Annotated in this window: 14 protein-coding genes and 1 tRNA gene; 4 read left to right on the top strand and 11 right to left on the bottom strand. The window is 51.9% G+C overall.

Annotation, left to right across the window (positions count from 1 at the left end):
• Positions 1-19: 19 nt before the first annotated feature.
• From hutU to hutH, 3 genes are read right to left on the bottom strand one after another with little or no spacing between them, the layout of a single operon-like run.
• Positions 20-1,687, bottom strand: a complete 1,668-nt coding sequence (gene hutU, locus ABFZ83_RS02225; protein ID WP_411817806.1) for a urocanate hydratase — start codon at positions 1,685-1,687, stop codon at positions 20-22.
• Positions 1,680-2,492, bottom strand: coding sequence for an N-formylglutamate deformylase (hutG, locus tag ABFZ83_RS02220; protein ID WP_411817805.1), 813 nt, complete (start codon positions 2,490-2,492; stop codon positions 1,680-1,682). Before hutG ends, hutU begins: the two co-directional genes overlap by 8 nt.
• Complete coding sequence (hutH, locus tag ABFZ83_RS02215; protein ID WP_411817804.1) at positions 2,489-4,027, bottom strand: histidine ammonia-lyase; 1,539 nt, start codon at positions 4,025-4,027, stop codon at positions 2,489-2,491. Before hutH ends, hutG begins: the two co-directional genes overlap by 4 nt.
• Before the next feature lie 80 nt (positions 4,028-4,107).
• Here hutH and ABFZ83_RS02210 point away from each other — a divergent pair, with 80 nt between their 5' ends.
• The 3 genes from ABFZ83_RS02210 (at position 4,108) to ABFZ83_RS02200 (ending at position 7,172) form a co-directional block, all read left to right on the top strand.
• The gene (locus ABFZ83_RS02210) at positions 4,108-5,478 is read left to right on the top strand and encodes a formimidoylglutamate deiminase (protein ID WP_411817803.1); all 1,371 of its coding nucleotides are present in this window, start codon (positions 4,108-4,110) and stop codon (positions 5,476-5,478) included.
• On the top strand, positions 5,475-6,167 hold the full coding sequence (locus ABFZ83_RS02205) for a UTRA domain-containing protein (RefSeq protein ID WP_411817802.1): 693 nt from the start codon (positions 5,475-5,477) through the stop codon (positions 6,165-6,167). The genes ABFZ83_RS02210 and ABFZ83_RS02205 overlap by 4 nt, the downstream gene beginning before the upstream one ends.
• 165 nt (positions 6,168-6,332) lie before the next feature.
• Entirely contained in the window at positions 6,333-7,172 is an 840-nt protein-coding gene (locus ABFZ83_RS02200; protein ID WP_411817801.1) for a class I SAM-dependent methyltransferase, read from the top strand.
• Here the strand turns inward: ABFZ83_RS02200 and ABFZ83_RS02195 are convergent.
• The 8 genes from ABFZ83_RS02195 to ABFZ83_RS02160 all read right to left on the bottom strand — a co-directional run bounded on the left by ABFZ83_RS02195 (position 7,162) and on the right by ABFZ83_RS02160 (position 13,020).
• The gene (locus ABFZ83_RS02195; protein ID WP_411817800.1) at positions 7,162-7,527 is read right to left on the bottom strand and encodes a YbaN family protein; all 366 of its coding nucleotides are present in this window, start codon (positions 7,525-7,527) and stop codon (positions 7,162-7,164) included. The genes ABFZ83_RS02200 and ABFZ83_RS02195 overlap by 11 nt on opposite strands.
• 26 nt (positions 7,528-7,553) lie before the next feature.
• A tRNA-Gly gene (locus ABFZ83_RS02190) sits at positions 7,554-7,627 on the bottom strand.
• A 58-nt stretch (positions 7,628-7,685) separates the two neighbouring features.
• Complete coding sequence (locus ABFZ83_RS02185; RefSeq protein WP_411817799.1) at positions 7,686-8,321, bottom strand: trimeric intracellular cation channel family protein; 636 nt, start codon at positions 8,319-8,321, stop codon at positions 7,686-7,688.
• Between the two features lie 57 nt (positions 8,322-8,378).
• Positions 8,379-8,882 (bottom strand): GNAT family N-acetyltransferase, encoded by a 504-nt coding sequence (locus ABFZ83_RS02180; RefSeq protein WP_411817798.1) that lies wholly within the window; start codon positions 8,880-8,882, stop codon positions 8,379-8,381.
• 14 nt (positions 8,883-8,896) lie between these two features.
• Positions 8,897-10,054 carry an acyl-CoA dehydrogenase family protein gene (locus tag ABFZ83_RS02175; RefSeq protein ID WP_411817797.1) on the bottom strand — a complete coding sequence of 386 codons (1,158 nt, stop codon included), beginning with the start codon at positions 10,052-10,054 and terminating at the stop codon, positions 8,897-8,899.
• Between the two features lie 98 nt (positions 10,055-10,152).
• Positions 10,153-11,496, bottom strand: coding sequence for an OmpP1/FadL family transporter (locus ABFZ83_RS02170; RefSeq protein ID WP_411817796.1), 1,344 nt, complete (start codon positions 11,494-11,496; stop codon positions 10,153-10,155).
• A gap of 181 nt (positions 11,497-11,677) precedes the next feature.
• The gene (locus ABFZ83_RS02165) at positions 11,678-12,547 is read right to left on the bottom strand and encodes an NAD(P)-dependent oxidoreductase (protein WP_411817795.1); all 870 of its coding nucleotides are present in this window, start codon (positions 12,545-12,547) and stop codon (positions 11,678-11,680) included.
• Positions 12,544-13,020, bottom strand: coding sequence for a flavin reductase family protein (locus tag ABFZ83_RS02160; protein ID WP_411817794.1), 477 nt, complete (start codon positions 13,018-13,020; stop codon positions 12,544-12,546). The genes ABFZ83_RS02165 and ABFZ83_RS02160 overlap by 4 nt, the downstream gene beginning before the upstream one ends.
• A gap of 151 nt (positions 13,021-13,171) precedes the next feature.
• Between ABFZ83_RS02160 and ABFZ83_RS02155 the strand changes: the two genes are divergently transcribed.
• Positions 13,172-15,031, top strand: coding sequence for an SLC13 family permease (locus ABFZ83_RS02155; protein WP_411817793.1), 1,860 nt, complete (start codon positions 13,172-13,174; stop codon positions 15,029-15,031).
• Positions 15,032-15,063 lie beyond the last annotated feature (32 nt).

Here is a 15,063-nt window from a genome sequence, read left to right as displayed (position 1 = left end):
GGTATTTTTCGCAAAGTTACTAGAAAATTCCGGGTAAATTCAGTGACTTCTCACGCGCACAGGCGATTGCATCGCCATAGCCCGCGTCAGCATGCCTCATAACGCCAGTCGCTGGATCGTTCCAAAGAACCCGCTTCAAACGCCTTGCCGCGTCCTCAGTTCCATCAGCAACAATGACCATTCCGGCATGCTGCGAGAAGCCCATACCAACCCCTCCCCCATGATGTAATGACACCCAAGTCGCGCCCGATGCCGTATTCAAAAGCGCGTTCAGCAGCGGCCAATCTGAAACCGCATCGGAGCCGTCCTGCATTGCCTCCGTCTCGCGGTTCGGACTTGCAACAGACCCACTATCGAGGTGATCCCGGCCAATAACGACCGGCGCATTCAACTCTCCGCTGGCGACCATTTCATTAAACGCTAATCCAAGCCGGTCACGATCGCCGAGTCCAACCCAGCAAATTCGCGCAGGCAAACCCTGAAATGCGATACGCTCACGGGCCATATCGAGCCAATTATGAAGGTGTTTATTATCCGGCAGCAATTCTTTGACCTTTTCATCCGTACGGTAAATATCTTCTGGATCTCCCGACAGCGCTGCCCAACGGAAAGGGCCTACGCCGCGGCAGAACTGAGGACGGATATAGGCCGGAACAAAACCCGGAAAATCAAACGCGTTCTCTAGCCCCTCTTCAAATGCCATCTGGCGGATATTATTACCGTAGTCGAATGTGGGAATGCCGCGCTCGGCAAAAGCTAACATCGCCTCGACTTGTCTTCGCATGGATTCTTTTGCGGCATTCGCGACAAGCGCCGGTTCTTTTTCGCGTTTCTCACGCCATTCACTCATGCTCCAACCGATTGGCAAATATCCATTTACCGGATCGTGTGCGGATGTTTGATCGGTCACCAAGTCAGGCCGGATATTCCTGCGGACCAATTCAGGAAAAATATCTGCCGCATTGGCACAAAGCCCAACTGACTTCGCCTCCCCCGCGGCGGTCCATTTTTCAATCATAGCAAGCGCATCGTCCAGGTTGTCCGCCCGCTCATCGAGATAACGCGTGCGCAATCGGAAATCGATACTATCTGGATTGCACTCAACCGCCAGACAGCAAGCCCCCGCCATAACGGCCGCCAATGGTTGCGCACCGCCCATTCCCCCTAGACCACCGGTCAACACCCAGCGCCCCTTCAAATCACCATTATAATGTTGCCGTCCCGCTTCTACAAAGGTTTCATATGTACCCTGAACGATGCCTTGGGTCCCGATATAGATCCATGACCCCGCAGTCATTTGGCCGTACATCATCAGGCCTTTTTTATCGAGCTCATTGAATTTATCCCAATTTGCCCAATGGGGAACAAGGTTGGAATTTGCAATCAAAACACGCGGCGCGTCCTTGTGTGTTTGAAAAACACCAACGGGCTTTCCGGATTGAACCAATAATGTCTCGTCTTCACCAAGGCTCTTCAAACTACTGGCGATTGCATCAAAGTCTTGCCAACTTCTGGCGGCGCGACCGATACCACCATAGATCACTAATTCATCGGGATTTTCCGCAACCTCGCGGTCGAGATTATTATGCAGCATCCGATATGGGGCTTCGGTTGTCCAACTTCGGCAATTCAATTCAGGTCCGATCGGACTTTTAACGTCGCGCTTGTTTTTCAATCGATCAATCATTTGCCGTTTCCTCTAATGTCGTATGCCGAGCAATTTCATCAATTTGCCGAAGAATTTTCTCTAATATCGCGCGTAAGCTCGTCGCCTTTGTTGGATCAAACTCAAAAGGCGGTGCCTCGCTCGAAAGGTAACAAGATTGCGCAATTTCCATCTGGATGGCGTGCACGCCTGACTTTGGATTTCCATAATGGCGCGTTGTCCACCCGCCCTTAAATCGGCCATTCAATACAGAAGAAAATTGTTCTGACGCCGCGCAGATCTGTTCAACCGCACGCTCTAATGCAGCGCTGCATGTCGTCCCATTATTCGTGCCGATATTTAGGTCGGGAAGAACACCGTCAAATAGAAATGGAAGTGCTGACCGGATAGAATGACAGTCATAAACCACGGCAACACCGTGGATCGCTTTAACGCGATCTACTTCTTTGGCTAAGGCGTCATGATAAGCTGCGTGAAATTGCGCGCGACGCTTTTCGATTTGTTCGGGTGTAGGGTCTACTCTCCAAATAGGTTTATTCTCAAAGTCAATAATCGGCACAAGGCTAGTTGTATTTTGACCGGGATATAGGCTTTGCCCTGACGGATCTCGATTAGCATCAATTACATATCGATGAAAATTTGCGCGAACAATACTCGCGCGCTTGAACACGCCATCATATAGTTGATCGACATGCCAATCCGTATCCAATAATTGACGACCGTTTTCATTCAATTGCCCAATAATATCATCCGGCAAATATGTACCGCAATGGGGTTGGCCTAAAATGATAGGGCTTGTTCCCTGCTGAACGGTGACGGGGTTCATGACGAGCCTACGACCAACTCGACTGTATTGGCAGGATTGCTTAATACGTCGCCGTCAAGGACAAGCGATTTTAGCGATTCTATATCGTCATTCAGCATACGATCTTTATCGAGTTTGGGGCAGCGTTCACGAATTGCCCCAATAATCTCATTTAATTTTGGACTGGTTTTCAGCGGCGAACGTAATTCTACGCCCTGCGCGCCGGCCATGGCCTCAATCGCGACGATACGCGCTAGATTTTGCGTCATATCGCCGAGCCGCCTCGCGCCATGGCATGCCATAGAAACATGGTCTTCCTGATTGGCTGAAGTCGGCGTCGAATCCACAGACCGCGGGTTCGCCAGCGCTTTATTTTCACTCATCAAAGCGGCTGAAGTCACCTCGGCGATCATCAAACCTGAATTCAAACCCGGCGTCGGTGTCAGGAAGGCGGGCAATCCATAACTCAAGCTTGGATCTACCAATAACGATATACGCCGTTGAGAAATCGAACCCGCCTCAGATACTGCGATCGCAATTTGGTCTGCGGCAAATGCCACAGGCTCCGCATGGAAATTTCCGCCAGAGACAATGTTTCCGTCCCCAAGAACAAGAGGGTTATCCGTGACTGCATTTGCCTCTACTTCGAGTGTTCGTGCCGCTTGCCGTAAAAGATCCAAACACGCACCGACCACTTGCGGTTGGCAGCGTAGACAATATGGATCCTGTACCCTTTCATCACGCTCAGAATGGCTCGAAACAATTTCCGAGCCATCCAACAAAGACCGCAATCGCGCCGCCACCTCAATTTGACCGCGATGGCCACGCAACTGATGTATCTCATCATGAAAAGGTGCAGCAGTTCCCATCGCCGCATCAATTGAAAGCGCGCTGGTTGCGATTGAAGCCGTCACAGTTCGCCAAGCATCGAATAAACCAGCCAATGCCAACGCAGTCGATACTTGGGTACCGTTGATCATCGCGAGGCCTTCTTTCGCAGTCAACACGATCGGACGCACGCCAGCGTCATCCATTGCCTTTCTCGCGGGCACTCTATCGCCCCGATAAAACACCTCGCCCTCACCGATCAATGCTGCAGTCATATGCGCCAGCGGCGCGAGATCACCAGAAGCACCAACCGAACCTTGCGCGGGCACAACCGGCGTAATATCCGCGTTTATAAACGCCTCGATCAATTCGACGATTTCCCAACGAATCCCCGACGCACCACGACCGAGTGACAATAATTTCAGTGCCATGATTAATCGCGTCACATTGCGCGAAAGCGGCACACCAGTACCGGCGCTATGGGATAGAATCAGGTTTCGTTGCAGCGTTTCAATATCGTCAGCAGCGATCCGAACTGACGCGAGTTTCCCGAACCCGGTGTTCACTCCATAAATCGGCGCGTTACCCTGCGCGGTTTCCGCCACCCGCTGCGCTGCGCTTTCAATTCCCTCTTTTGACGCACGGTCCAGACGGAACGCAGCCCCCTCTCGATATAGCTTTTCGAGAACTGAAAGCGATGCTTTGCCGGGCTCCAGTAGGATCGCCATTTACCCTCCACCAATGAAACTGTGCTTGATATGTCTGCTCTTTAGTATATTATGTATGCACATATTAATCGAAGGTACAAGTGAAACAGACGATCCACGCAAAACAGGTGCTCACAAGTGACGGATGGGTAGAGAACCTGTCCGTATCTATCGATCCTGATGGCACGATCAGCGCTTTGCGACATGGCAGCCCCGAAGCAAGCGATGAAATTGTCGACGTGCTTCTGCCCGGTATGGCGAATGTTCACAGCCACTCCTTTCAGCGGGCAATGGCTGGACTGACCGAGCACCGTAGCGCCAGAAACAAAGATGATTTCTGGAGTTGGCGGGAGTTGATGTATCGGTTTCTGGCACACCTCAGCCCCGACGACATTCAATCTATCGCCGCGCAAGTCCAACTAGAATCGTTAGAGGCCGGGTTCACGTCGATCGGAGAGTTCCACTATCTGCACCATCAAATTGACGGAAAACCATATGCAGATATTTCTGAAATTTCCGCTCGGTTATTCGATGCAGCAAATCAAACTGGTATCGGCTTCACGCACCTTCCCGTTCTTTATATGCGCGGCGGTTTCGATGATCGTCCCCTAACGGAAGAGCAAGGCCGTTTTAGATGCAGCATTGATCAATTTTCGTCGCTATTTGAAAAATCCAAATCAGCCCTGACGGACCTACCGCAAGATTTCACCCTCGGCGTTGCGCCGCACTCGTTAAGAGCCGTCAACAAAGAAGCGCTAAGCAGCGCAATTGCTCTTTGCACCGACGGACCGGTCCATATCCACATCGCGGAACAAACAGCGGAGGTCGAAGACGCCAAGGAGGCATTGGGCGCGCGCCCTGTAGAGTGGCTGGCTAACAATGTAGTCTTGGATGACAAATGGTGCCTTGTTCACGCGACTCATATGAACGCAGACGAGATAAAATCGATCACGACGTCAAATGCATCCGTTGGTTTATGCCCTATAACAGAGGCAAATCTGGGTGACGGCATCTTCAGTGCGCCAGAGTTCATTCGCGCCGGCGGAAATTTTTGCGTTGGAAGCGACTCAAATATTCGTATTTCCTTGACGGAAGAATTACGGCTGTTGGAATACAGCCAACGGCTTCACAACAGACGACGAAACGTGCTCGCCGGGGTGAACGGGTCCTGCGGTCGGTTTTTGTACCAGCACGCGGCGCAGACAGGCGCAAGGGCGATCGGTCGAAATGCAGGGGAAATCGCGACGGGCTTCTTCGCGGACCTGATCTCGCTTAAAACCGGCGGGACTGAGCTCGAGGGATTGGTCGGCAATCAAATTTTAGACAGCTGGATTTTTGCCCATGATGATCGTTTCGTCGACAATGTCTGGTCCGCAGGCCGACATGTGGTACGTAATGGCAGACATAAAGATCGAGACACAATTCGCAATAATTTTCTTTCCGTCATTCAAAATCTTCGAAAATCCTTATGAACGTAATCAACCACCACTCAATCAGGAAGGCCATTCGTGAACGGATTGAGTCCGGGGAATGGCAACCGGGTACAATTATACCTGCCGAAGCCGATCTCGCCGCCGAATATGGCTGCTCTCGCACAACCGTAAATCGGGCCATGCAGAATCTCGCTGATGACGGCTTGATAGAACGCAAACGACGCGCGGGAACACGGGTTAAAGAAATTCCAACGCGCCAGACAACATTTAAAATCCCGATCGTTCGCCACGAGATAGAGGCAACGGGTGCCAGCTATCGGCCGCATATTTTATTGAAAGAGATAAAGCGTGCACCAGATCATATCACGGCGAAATTACACCTCGGTCAAGGCGAAAAACTATTCCATCTTGTAACGGCGCATTTGAGCGACCGCCGCGTATATGCGGTTGAAGATCGATGGGTGAACCTTGCCGCCGCACCCGAAATCATCAGTGCACCACTTGATGAGATCAGCGCTAATGAATGGCTCATCCGCAAAGTCCCCTATTCAAACGGCGATGTGGTCTTTTCCGCAAGCGCCGCTTCCAAAAGAGAGGCAGAGGCCTTTGAAATAGATATTGGTGCCGCGCTCTTTACGGTTGATCGCACGACTTGGCTTGATGACATTTTCATTACAACCATGACGCTCCGTTATCGCCCTGGTTATCAACTCAATGCGCGCCTGTAGCGAATGTTATCACATTCCTCCGCACAACAGGTTGTGCGCAAATAGGCATCATGAATGAATATGTCGACGTTCACTTAATTGAGAGCACTAATGCGTGCCTGTATCGGTTCACCTAAGCTGGAAATGCAAGACAAGTAAAATTGCTCATTCCAAACCGAGGGAACAATGGTGAACGCAGAACAGGAAGACTACTGGAATAATGATGGCGGAAATCGCTGGGTTGCGGATAATCAAGAACTCGACGAATTATTAGCGCCATTTAAAAAGCTAATCGTTGATAAACTGGATTTAAGTAGCGGCGATAATGTCATCGATATTGGGTGTGGGGCCGGAGACCTGAGCTTCGAAATCGCCGATATCGTTGGAGAGTCGGGAGCCGTTACCGGTGTAGATATTTCCGACCCGCTTATTGATCTCGCGCAGTCGCGCCGAGGAAATGACTACCCGCAAACGAATTTCGTCAAGGCCGACGCTGCTCAATGGCAGCCGCAAACTCCCGCAGACGCAATCGCATCGCGGTTCGGTGTTATGTTTTTTGATGACCCTGTCGCTAGCTTTCGCAATATAAATGCCGCTACGAAACCGAAAGGCAAACTCAGTTTCGTTTGCTGGCAATCAATGATGGAAAATGAATGGATTGCGGGCCCCGTGGCAGCCATTATTAGCCGCCTTCAAAAAGCACCACCACCAACAGACCCATTTGCACCCGGCCCTTTTGCTCTTGCGGATAAAGACCGCGTTCGAAATATACTAACAGAATCAGGCTGGACCAATATCGAAATCGATCCGTGGCAAGACCAGTTGACCATACCGGGGTCGACAGCCGAGAAATCTGCAGATTTCATATCGCGCAATGGGCCCGCCCGAAAGCTGGCAGAAATGCTTGAAGCTGACATGGACGTCGTAGACAGTATCGTCAAAGAAGTGTTGCAGTCCCGCGCCGATGATCAGGGTACCGTTAAATTGGGCGGGGCCGCATGGATCGTAAGCGCTACTAAAGCCTAGGCCCAGACGGTCGGGATAAAATAAATATCCCGACTACTAAAAGCACAATCGCTTGTATCGACAAAACAAAGGCCGGCACCTTTAGCCATACAGATAGAGCGACAACTGCAGCCATCGAGACTAACGCCCAGAACTTGGCGCGAACACTAATCGCGCCATGTTCACGCCAATCATTGATGAGCGGCCCAAACACCGCGTGATCGATCAACCATTGATGCATGCGTGGCGACGAACGCGCGAAAGCGAACGCAGCGACAAGCAAAAACGGTGTTGTCGGCAAAAGCGGCAAAGCCGCGCCAGCGATTGCCGCGCCGAATGCCAAAATACCAACCGAAAACCAGAAACCGCGTTTCATTCTATCGCCTGAATGAAAGGAAAAATTGGAGCGGGTAGCGGGAATCGAACCCGCATATTCAGCTTGGAAGGCTGCTGCACTACCATTGTGCTATACCCGCGTTATCCAAGAGCCGCCCTAGATAACAAAAATCTCGGCTGGTGCAAGGCCAGATTTGCCTACTCTTGTTCCGATTTTCGCGGCCGCGCGTATTTTGGCGATGGAATATCGAAAATTATCGCGGCGCCGCGAATGGCAAAGGTCGCAAGCGAGGCGATTACCACCCCGTAATTGGTCGCCACGCCCACCGCCAATAGCCCGACATAGACCCCCGCCCCGATCAGCGCGGCTGTGGCATAGATATCCTGCTTGAGGATCAAAGGCGGCTCGTTAAGCAAGACATCCCTGACGACACCACCGAAGGTGGCCGTGACCGCCCCCATGAAAATAGCGATAACCGCAGGAGCCTCCACCGCTAATGCCGCTTGCGCACCGAGGACCGAAAACACCGCAAGTCCTGCCGCGTCCGCCCATATCAGCGCCTTAAGCCGCGAGTCGATCAAAGGTTGCGCGAGTATCGCTATGGCGGCACCTGCAAGGCAGATAAAGACTGCCGAGGGGCTGACGATCCACCAAACCGGGAATGAACCCAGCATGACGTCACGGATCGTGCCGCCGCCGACGCCGGTGACGAATGCGATCATCGACACGCCAAAAATGTCCATATCATTGCGCAGGGCCGTGAGCGCGCCCGAAATAGCGAACACGAACAACCCTATTGTCGTTAGCGCATTGAAAAGCTGAACCGTCTCCATAATTCAGCTTAGCGACGATTCATATGATTGCGGCAAGAGATATAATTTAGTGAGATTTCATGATTTTCGCGCAAAATATGTTGATCGGTCAAGCCGATAAATGGCGCAGTTTTCAGTTTCAAATTTCCGCAATTCTACGAATGTGAATCCGAGCCGCTCGTAAAACCGTTTGGCTCGGTGATTTCTATCTAAGGGATCGATTAAAATCTCATGCACTATCGGACTTTCGAAACAACGGTCGAGGGCGAGCGTCATCATTTGACTGCCATAACCGCGACCAAGGTTTGATGCCTCTCCAATCCAGATATCGATGGCGCGGTAACCCGGCCCGACCTTGCCCCAATATTGGCTAGGCTCTTTCGACGGATCGATAATATCAATGACACCTATGGGGGTGCCATCTTTTTCCGCGATCAGGATTTCACCCCAATTCTCCATTCGCGGTATTTCACGTTCCCAATCATACCAAGCATCACCACCATACACCGCCCGAACATGTTCATGCGTGTCCCACTTTTTCAGTAGCGGAACATCATCACGAACAGCCGGGCGAAGGCGCATATTGATATCTCAGCTTATAGGGATCTCGCGATCAGAAGCTTCATGATCTCGTTCGTACCGCCATAAATCCGCTGCACGCGCGCATCGGCATACATCCGGCTGATCGGATATTCATCCATATATCCATACCCGCCGAACAGTTGGAGGCACTCATCGATGATTTCGTTTTCAAGATCAGAGATTAGCATTTTCGACATGGATGCCGTCACCGCATCAAGCTTGCCTTCGATCAATTGTCCTGTGCAATAGTCGACAAAAACCCGCGCCATCGTCGCTTTCGCCTTACATTCAGCCAGTTTAAACTGCGTATTTTGAAACGACATGACCGGACGCCCAAAGGCTTCGCGTTCTTTGGTATAATCAATCGTTAGCTGGATCGCGCGCTCGATACCGGCCATGCCCTGCACGGCAATTTGGTGGCGTTCTTGCGGTAGTTGCTCCATCAGCTGAAAGAATCCTTGACCTTCTTCAGTGCCAAGAAGGTTTTCGGTAGGAATTTTCACGTCCGTAAAAAACAGCTCGGATGTATCCTGCGCTTTATTCCCGAGTTTCTTTAAATTACGTCCGCGTTCGAAACCCTCGACTTCGTCGGTTTCGACAATCATCAGCGAGACACCCTTGGCACCCTCTTTCGGATCCGTTTTGCAGACCACGATAATAAGGTTTGCTGTCTGGCCATTCGTGATGAAGGTTTTCTGTCCGTTAAGGACATATTGATTGCCATCTTTAAGCGCGGTCGTGCGAACCGCTTGAAGATCGGACCCAGTCCCCGGTTCGCTCATGGCGATGGCACCAACAAGTTCACCCGATGCCATACGCGGTAACCACCGCTTCTTTTGCTCTTCGGTGCCGTAGTGCAAGATGTAAGGAGCGACGATGCAATTATGCAGAGCAGCGCCAAATCCCTCAACGCCAGCCATACATTGCTGCTCGATGAAAACCTGCTCATGGCCGAAATGGCCACCTGCGCCGCCATATTCTTCGGGCATCGACATACATAAAAGTCCGGCCTCGCCGGCCTTGTTCCATGCCCAACGGTCAACGCAACCTTTGTCTCGCCAGTCCTCGACATGGGGGGCGAGTTCACGGGTGAAGAATTTTGCGATCTCTTCTTCAAAGAGGACAAGATCGTCGGTTTTCCAGGAAGGCGTTTCGGTTTGCAGCACGGCCATGATTTCACTCCAGCATTATGACTTTGCTGGAAAATCGCACAGCCGACCGCTAGCAGCAACAATCTCGCGCAGCTAGCGGCCGAAACGCCTCATTCGCCCTAGAAGCGCCAATCAATGCCAAGACCAAGAAGAAGCGCATTTATCTGCACATCGGACGACAGCGCACCGCGCAACAGGTTTTCAGGATAGGCACCGGACTGATTGACCGGTTGCTCGTCGCTAAAGACATAAGATGCCGCTAACTGAAGGGTCGCCCGTTCGGATAAATCGCGCGAATAGCCTGCGGCGATCCAAACGCGCTTTGCCCCAGGCACACGCGGAGAAGAGAAGTCCGGATTGACCGGGTCATCTTCATACATAGCGCCGACACGAACCGTATCACGTGCGGTTAAATCGGTTTCGACGCCCAATGCGCCGGACCAAGAATTTTTCCAATTCTGGGTGATAACTTCGTCAGGCTGTAGCGGGCTTTCAAAGTCCGTCAGTAATTGATCAAAACTCGACCACCGCGTTTGCACAGCAGAAACAAGCAAGCGGGTTTGATTGGAAACAGGTACAACTACACCAAATTGAATGTTCGCCGGTGTCGTAAAGGGACTTGTAATAGGTCCATCTTGAAACAGCCCAGCCGCCATCGCCAGATTTTGCGCGGCCGTCGACTTGCTAATGTCAAACTCGACGTCGCCTTCTAAATCATGCTCGACCTTGGACGAAAAGCTGGCGCCGATCTGAATACCGTTACCCAGCGTTCCCTGAATACCAAAACTATAACCAAGCCCCCAATCACCTGCAGAAATATCAAAGAAGGAATCATCCGTTCCCGGAATTGATCCATCCATCAAAAGCGCCGCAGCAGCACCCGCGGCATCCGTTGCCCCTTCAATATCGATATCGAGATATTGAAGACGCGGCCCGCCAGCAATCGCCCAGCCATCGGCCATCTGAATGCCCAAGATTGGCGAGAGCGAACCGGACACGACCTGTGAAAACGTACCGTGATAGCGCATCACAGATGTATCATCATAAGACGTATTGAAACCAAAGGGCGCGTAGATCGCAACGCCAGCGAACACCCGATCGCTAAGCTTCGTCGCAAATGTCCCGGTCGGGAATACCCCGTCACCGATTACTGCTTCGCCGCTCGTCTCTCCCGCAACAGGCACTGTGCCAAGCAATAACCCTTCGGCATTTTCATAAGATGTGTCGTTGAAAACACCAATAATACTGAAAGAACTCTCAGAGCCATCGATACCAACAATGGACGCTGGATTGAAATATGCGTTTCCAGGCGTTGCCTGTGTTGCACTGGCACCCGCCGTGGCAGCACCCAAGGCCTCTGCGCTTTGCGTATTGAGTGCGAAAGCAGATGCCATAGCTGAGGTTGAGCTTAACAACATTGCTGCGCCAATTGTCAGCGCGCCTGTCGCGACGTTCTTATACATATGATAAAGCCTTTATACCGTGTGTGCTCATGCGACAGACCAGTTCGCCCTGCCGGAAATTCATCGGCAAACTCACGCAACTAGATTTAGATAACATGAATTCAACGTGAGAAAAATCACCTCACGTATCAGCAGCTTAAAAGGTTTTATTAACGAATCAGCGCCGCGAATCAGTATGCATTTAATTGCTTTTCGCCAGTCGGCGCACGAGGCTAGACGTATCCCAGCGGCCACCGCCCATCGCCTGAACATCCGCATAGAACTGATCGACCAATGCAGTGACGGGCAAACGCGCGCCGCTATTGCGTCCTTCATTGAGTGCTATGCGCAAATCTTTCCGCATCCAATCAACCGCAAAGCCAAAATCGAACTCGTCTTCGGCCATCGTCTTGGCCCGATTTTCCATTTGCCAGCTTTGCGCGGCACCGCCGGAAATCGCCTCAAGAACTTTATCGATATCAAGTCCAGTTTTCTCCGCGAAATGCACACCTTCCGAAAGACCCTGCACCAATCCAGCGATACAGATCTGGTTGACCGCTTTGCAGAGTTGTCCATGCCCCGATGGACCGATATGAACGATACGCGCCGAAAATGATTCCATTGCCTCACGGGCGGCTTCCACGTGCTTTTCGTCGCCGCCGCACATAACGGAGAGTTTTCCGTTTTCGGCCCCAGCCTGCCCGCCAGAAACAGGTGCATCCACGAACCCGATTTCCTTAACGCTAAATTGTTTGTGCAACTCGCGCGCTAGGCTTGGAGACGCGGTCGTGTGATCTACAAGAACTGCACCTTTTTTGATGCCCCCTTCAGCTTGGTCAAACACCGCGCGCACATCACCATCATCGCCGAGGCAGGCAAATATAATCTCCGCTTCTGCCACCGCTTCCGCTGGTGTTGGTGCTGCGCGGCCTTTGTGCTCTTTCGCCCAGGCTTCGGCTTTCGCCGCAGTACGGTTGTAAACCGTGACGTCATATCCGCAGCGCGCCAGATGTCCGGCCATTGGGTAACCCATCACGCCCAATCCAAGAAAAGATACCTTTTGTGTCATCATTCAGAATCCGGAATGTAATTGCTCGCAAAATAAATCAGTGGCTCACCTTCGGCGCTATCGAACTTCGTGACCTCACCGACAAGGATTACATGGTCACCGGCATCGTGCCGCGCCACGACCTTACAATCGAAACCGGCCAAGCGATCTTTGAGAATTGGTGACCCTGAATTCCAATATTCAACCTCAGCCTCTGTCACTGGCGGGCCCGCATAGCGCGCAAAACGATCAGATTCGGTCCGCTGGTCCGCGCGCAATATACTGATGCCGTAGCTGTCAGCCCCCATGAACGCACTATAAGTCGACGCGCGATTGTCGAGACACCAGAGTACAAGCGGCGGCTCCAGCGATACGGATGTAAACGAATTCACGGTGATCGCTATTAGTTTACCGTCTGCATCCTTACATGTGGCGACGACTATTCCGGTAACGAAACGTCCGAATGCGTCTTTTAGCGGCCTGTATTTGTCTGTCATTACCCAGTCTTTCCGCCAGCTCTGGCAGTTTTGGCCATATACCGGCATATAGGGCTTGTGGCGTTAGCACCAAAACGCGAAAATACAAAACGCAGGCTATATTCACAGAGGCAGTACTCTTCACAAGCAAGCCGGGTCACGACACTCTTATATGATGGAAATTTTCCTTTCAGCCCCGTGGCAGATGTGGGCCACGATGGCGATTATCGCCGTGACGATCGTATTTTATACGCTCGATCGTTTTCCACTAGAGCTTGTATCCGCTGGCGCAATTGTTGCGCTTTTAATCCTGTTCCTGCTCGCGCCGCTCGAAGTCCAAAATGAGAATGTCTTATCAACGGAGACATTGCTTGCTGGATTTGCAAGCCCAGCCCTTTTCGCAATTCTAGGCCTTTTGATTATTGGGCAAGGCATGTTTCAGGCAGGCGCGCTGGAACATCCGACCGAATATTTATTGCGCGCCTTTGACAAGCGGCCGGTTCTGGTCACCGGCCTAGTTTTTCTTTTCATCATGGCGGTCAGCGCGTTTTTGAATAACACGCCGGTTGTCGTGATGTTCATCCCCATCATGGCGGCGATCGCACAACAAAGTAAAATCCGTGTTTCGCGGTTTATGATGCCGCTCTCCTATATTTCGATTTTGGGCGGCATGACCACTTTGATTGGTTCATCGACTAACCTGCTGGCCGCGCAATCCTATCGAGCAACCACGGGCGGCGAAATCGGCTTCTTCGAGCTCACGCCGATGGGTTTAATCCTCGCAAGCGCGGGTGTCGTTTATATGTTGACGGCCGGGCGTTGGCTTTTGCCTGCGCGGGAAAATCCGAACCAGCCGGGCACGAATGAGCGTGAGGGTAAACATTTCATCGCCCAAATCGAGATCAATCGCGGACATCCGCTAATTGGCATCGGACCGGTTGCGGGGCTATTTGTTGACTTGCCCGATATCACGGTTCGCATGGTACAACGCCGGGAACGAGCGATCCTTCCGCCGTTTGAAGATTTCACCTTCAGAGCCGGTGATGTGGTAATTGTCGCCGCCACACGAACCGCCCTCACCTCCTTGCTCAAATCTAACCCTGAAATGCTCGAAGGCCTGATGGCAGAGACCTCAATCGCTGATGACGAAGACGGGTCCGTGCAACGATCAACTCAACTAACGATGGTTGAGGCCATCGTCGCGCCGGGCTCGCGCTTGATCGGTCGCTCTGTCGCGCAGATCAGTTTCCACGCCCAAACCAATTGCGTCATATTGGGGATTGAACGGCGCAGCCGCATGATCCGGACACAAATGAACACAATCCGACTTGAGGCCGGGGATGTCCTGCTGATCTTGGGCGATATAAAAGACATCCGCGCGTTACGGTCCGACCGTGATATATTGCTGCTTGAATGGTCAATGCAGGGTCTACCCGATCAGCGGAATGCCCGTATTGCTGCGCTGATTTTTGCTGCGGTCATCGGATTTACCGCCAGTGGGATCACGCCCATTGCCGTATCGGCCATCGCCGGCGCGACAGCAATGGTCGCCGCCGGTTGTTTGAATGTACGTCAGGCCGCACGTGCAATCGACCGTAGGATTTACCTTTTAATCGGGGCATCTCTCGCTATGGGGGTCGCGCTAGAGCGAACTGGCGGTGCCGCTTTTATCGGTGAAGCCCTTGCGAGCAGCGCGGGCGCATTTGGGCAAACCATGCTGATTTCGGCATTTTTCATAATGTGTGCCGCGCTGACCAATGTGCTTTCGAATAATGCAACGGCCGTGTTGTTCACTCCCGTTGCCGTCGCAGCCGCGCATCAATTGGGTATGGATGAGCATATTCTGGTGTTAACCGTAATTTTTGGCTCAAATTGTTCATTCGCGACACCAATCGCCTATCAGACAAATTTGTTGGTCATGACACCGGGTCATTACAAGTTTCGCGACTTTCTTGTGGTTGGTGGGCCGCTCATCATTTTACTCTGGATTGTCTATACGATCGTCGCGCCTTTCTATTTTGGGTTGAATTGACACCCAGAAAGAACCGATTCATTGCGGTTATG

The organism is Hyphococcus formosus (genome assembly GCF_046736345.1).
Lineage (GTDB): Bacteria > Pseudomonadota > Alphaproteobacteria > Caulobacterales > Parvularculaceae > Hyphococcus > Hyphococcus formosus.
Note: the sequence above shows the minus strand (reverse complement) of the source record. Positions and strands in the feature narration are given on the sequence as shown.

What these genes read in the sequence shown, in the direction of transcription:
- ABFZ83_RS02180 (WP_411817798.1), bottom strand. Translation starts at nt 8,882, where the DNA reads ATGCGCCTTCGCCCGGCTGTTCGTGATGATGTTCCGCTACTGAAAAAG.
- ABFZ83_RS02205 (WP_411817802.1), top strand. Translation starts at nt 5,475, where the DNA reads ATGAACGTAATCAACCACCACTCAATCAGGAAGGCCATTCGTGAACGG.
- ABFZ83_RS02160 (WP_411817794.1), bottom strand. Translation starts at nt 13,020, where the DNA reads ATGACAGACAAATACAGGCCGCTAAAAGACGCATTCGGACGTTTCGTT.
- hutG (WP_411817805.1), bottom strand. Translation starts at nt 2,492, where the DNA reads ATGAACCCCGTCACCGTTCAGCAGGGAACAAGCCCTATCATTTTAGGC.
- ABFZ83_RS02165 (WP_411817795.1), bottom strand. Translation starts at nt 12,547, where the DNA reads ATGATGACACAAAAGGTATCTTTTCTTGGATTGGGCGTGATGGGTTAC.
- ABFZ83_RS02195 (WP_411817800.1), bottom strand. Translation starts at nt 7,527, where the DNA reads ATGAAACGCGGTTTCTGGTTTTCGGTTGGTATTTTGGCATTCGGCGCG.
- hutU (WP_411817806.1), bottom strand. Translation starts at nt 1,687, where the DNA reads ATGATTGATCGATTGAAAAACAAGCGCGACGTTAAAAGTCCGATCGGA.
- ABFZ83_RS02185 (WP_411817799.1), bottom strand. Translation starts at nt 8,321, where the DNA reads ATGGAGACGGTTCAGCTTTTCAATGCGCTAACGACAATAGGGTTGTTC.
- hutH (WP_411817804.1), bottom strand. Translation starts at nt 4,027, where the DNA reads ATGGCGATCCTACTGGAGCCCGGCAAAGCATCGCTTTCAGTTCTCGAA.
- ABFZ83_RS02170 (WP_411817796.1), bottom strand. Translation starts at nt 11,496, where the DNA reads ATGTATAAGAACGTCGCGACAGGCGCGCTGACAATTGGCGCAGCAATG.
- ABFZ83_RS02155 (WP_411817793.1), top strand. Translation starts at nt 13,172, where the DNA reads ATGATGGAAATTTTCCTTTCAGCCCCGTGGCAGATGTGGGCCACGATG.
- ABFZ83_RS02200 (WP_411817801.1), top strand. Translation starts at nt 6,333, where the DNA reads ATGGTGAACGCAGAACAGGAAGACTACTGGAATAATGATGGCGGAAAT.
- ABFZ83_RS02175 (WP_411817797.1), bottom strand. Translation starts at nt 10,054, where the DNA reads ATGGCCGTGCTGCAAACCGAAACGCCTTCCTGGAAAACCGACGATCTT.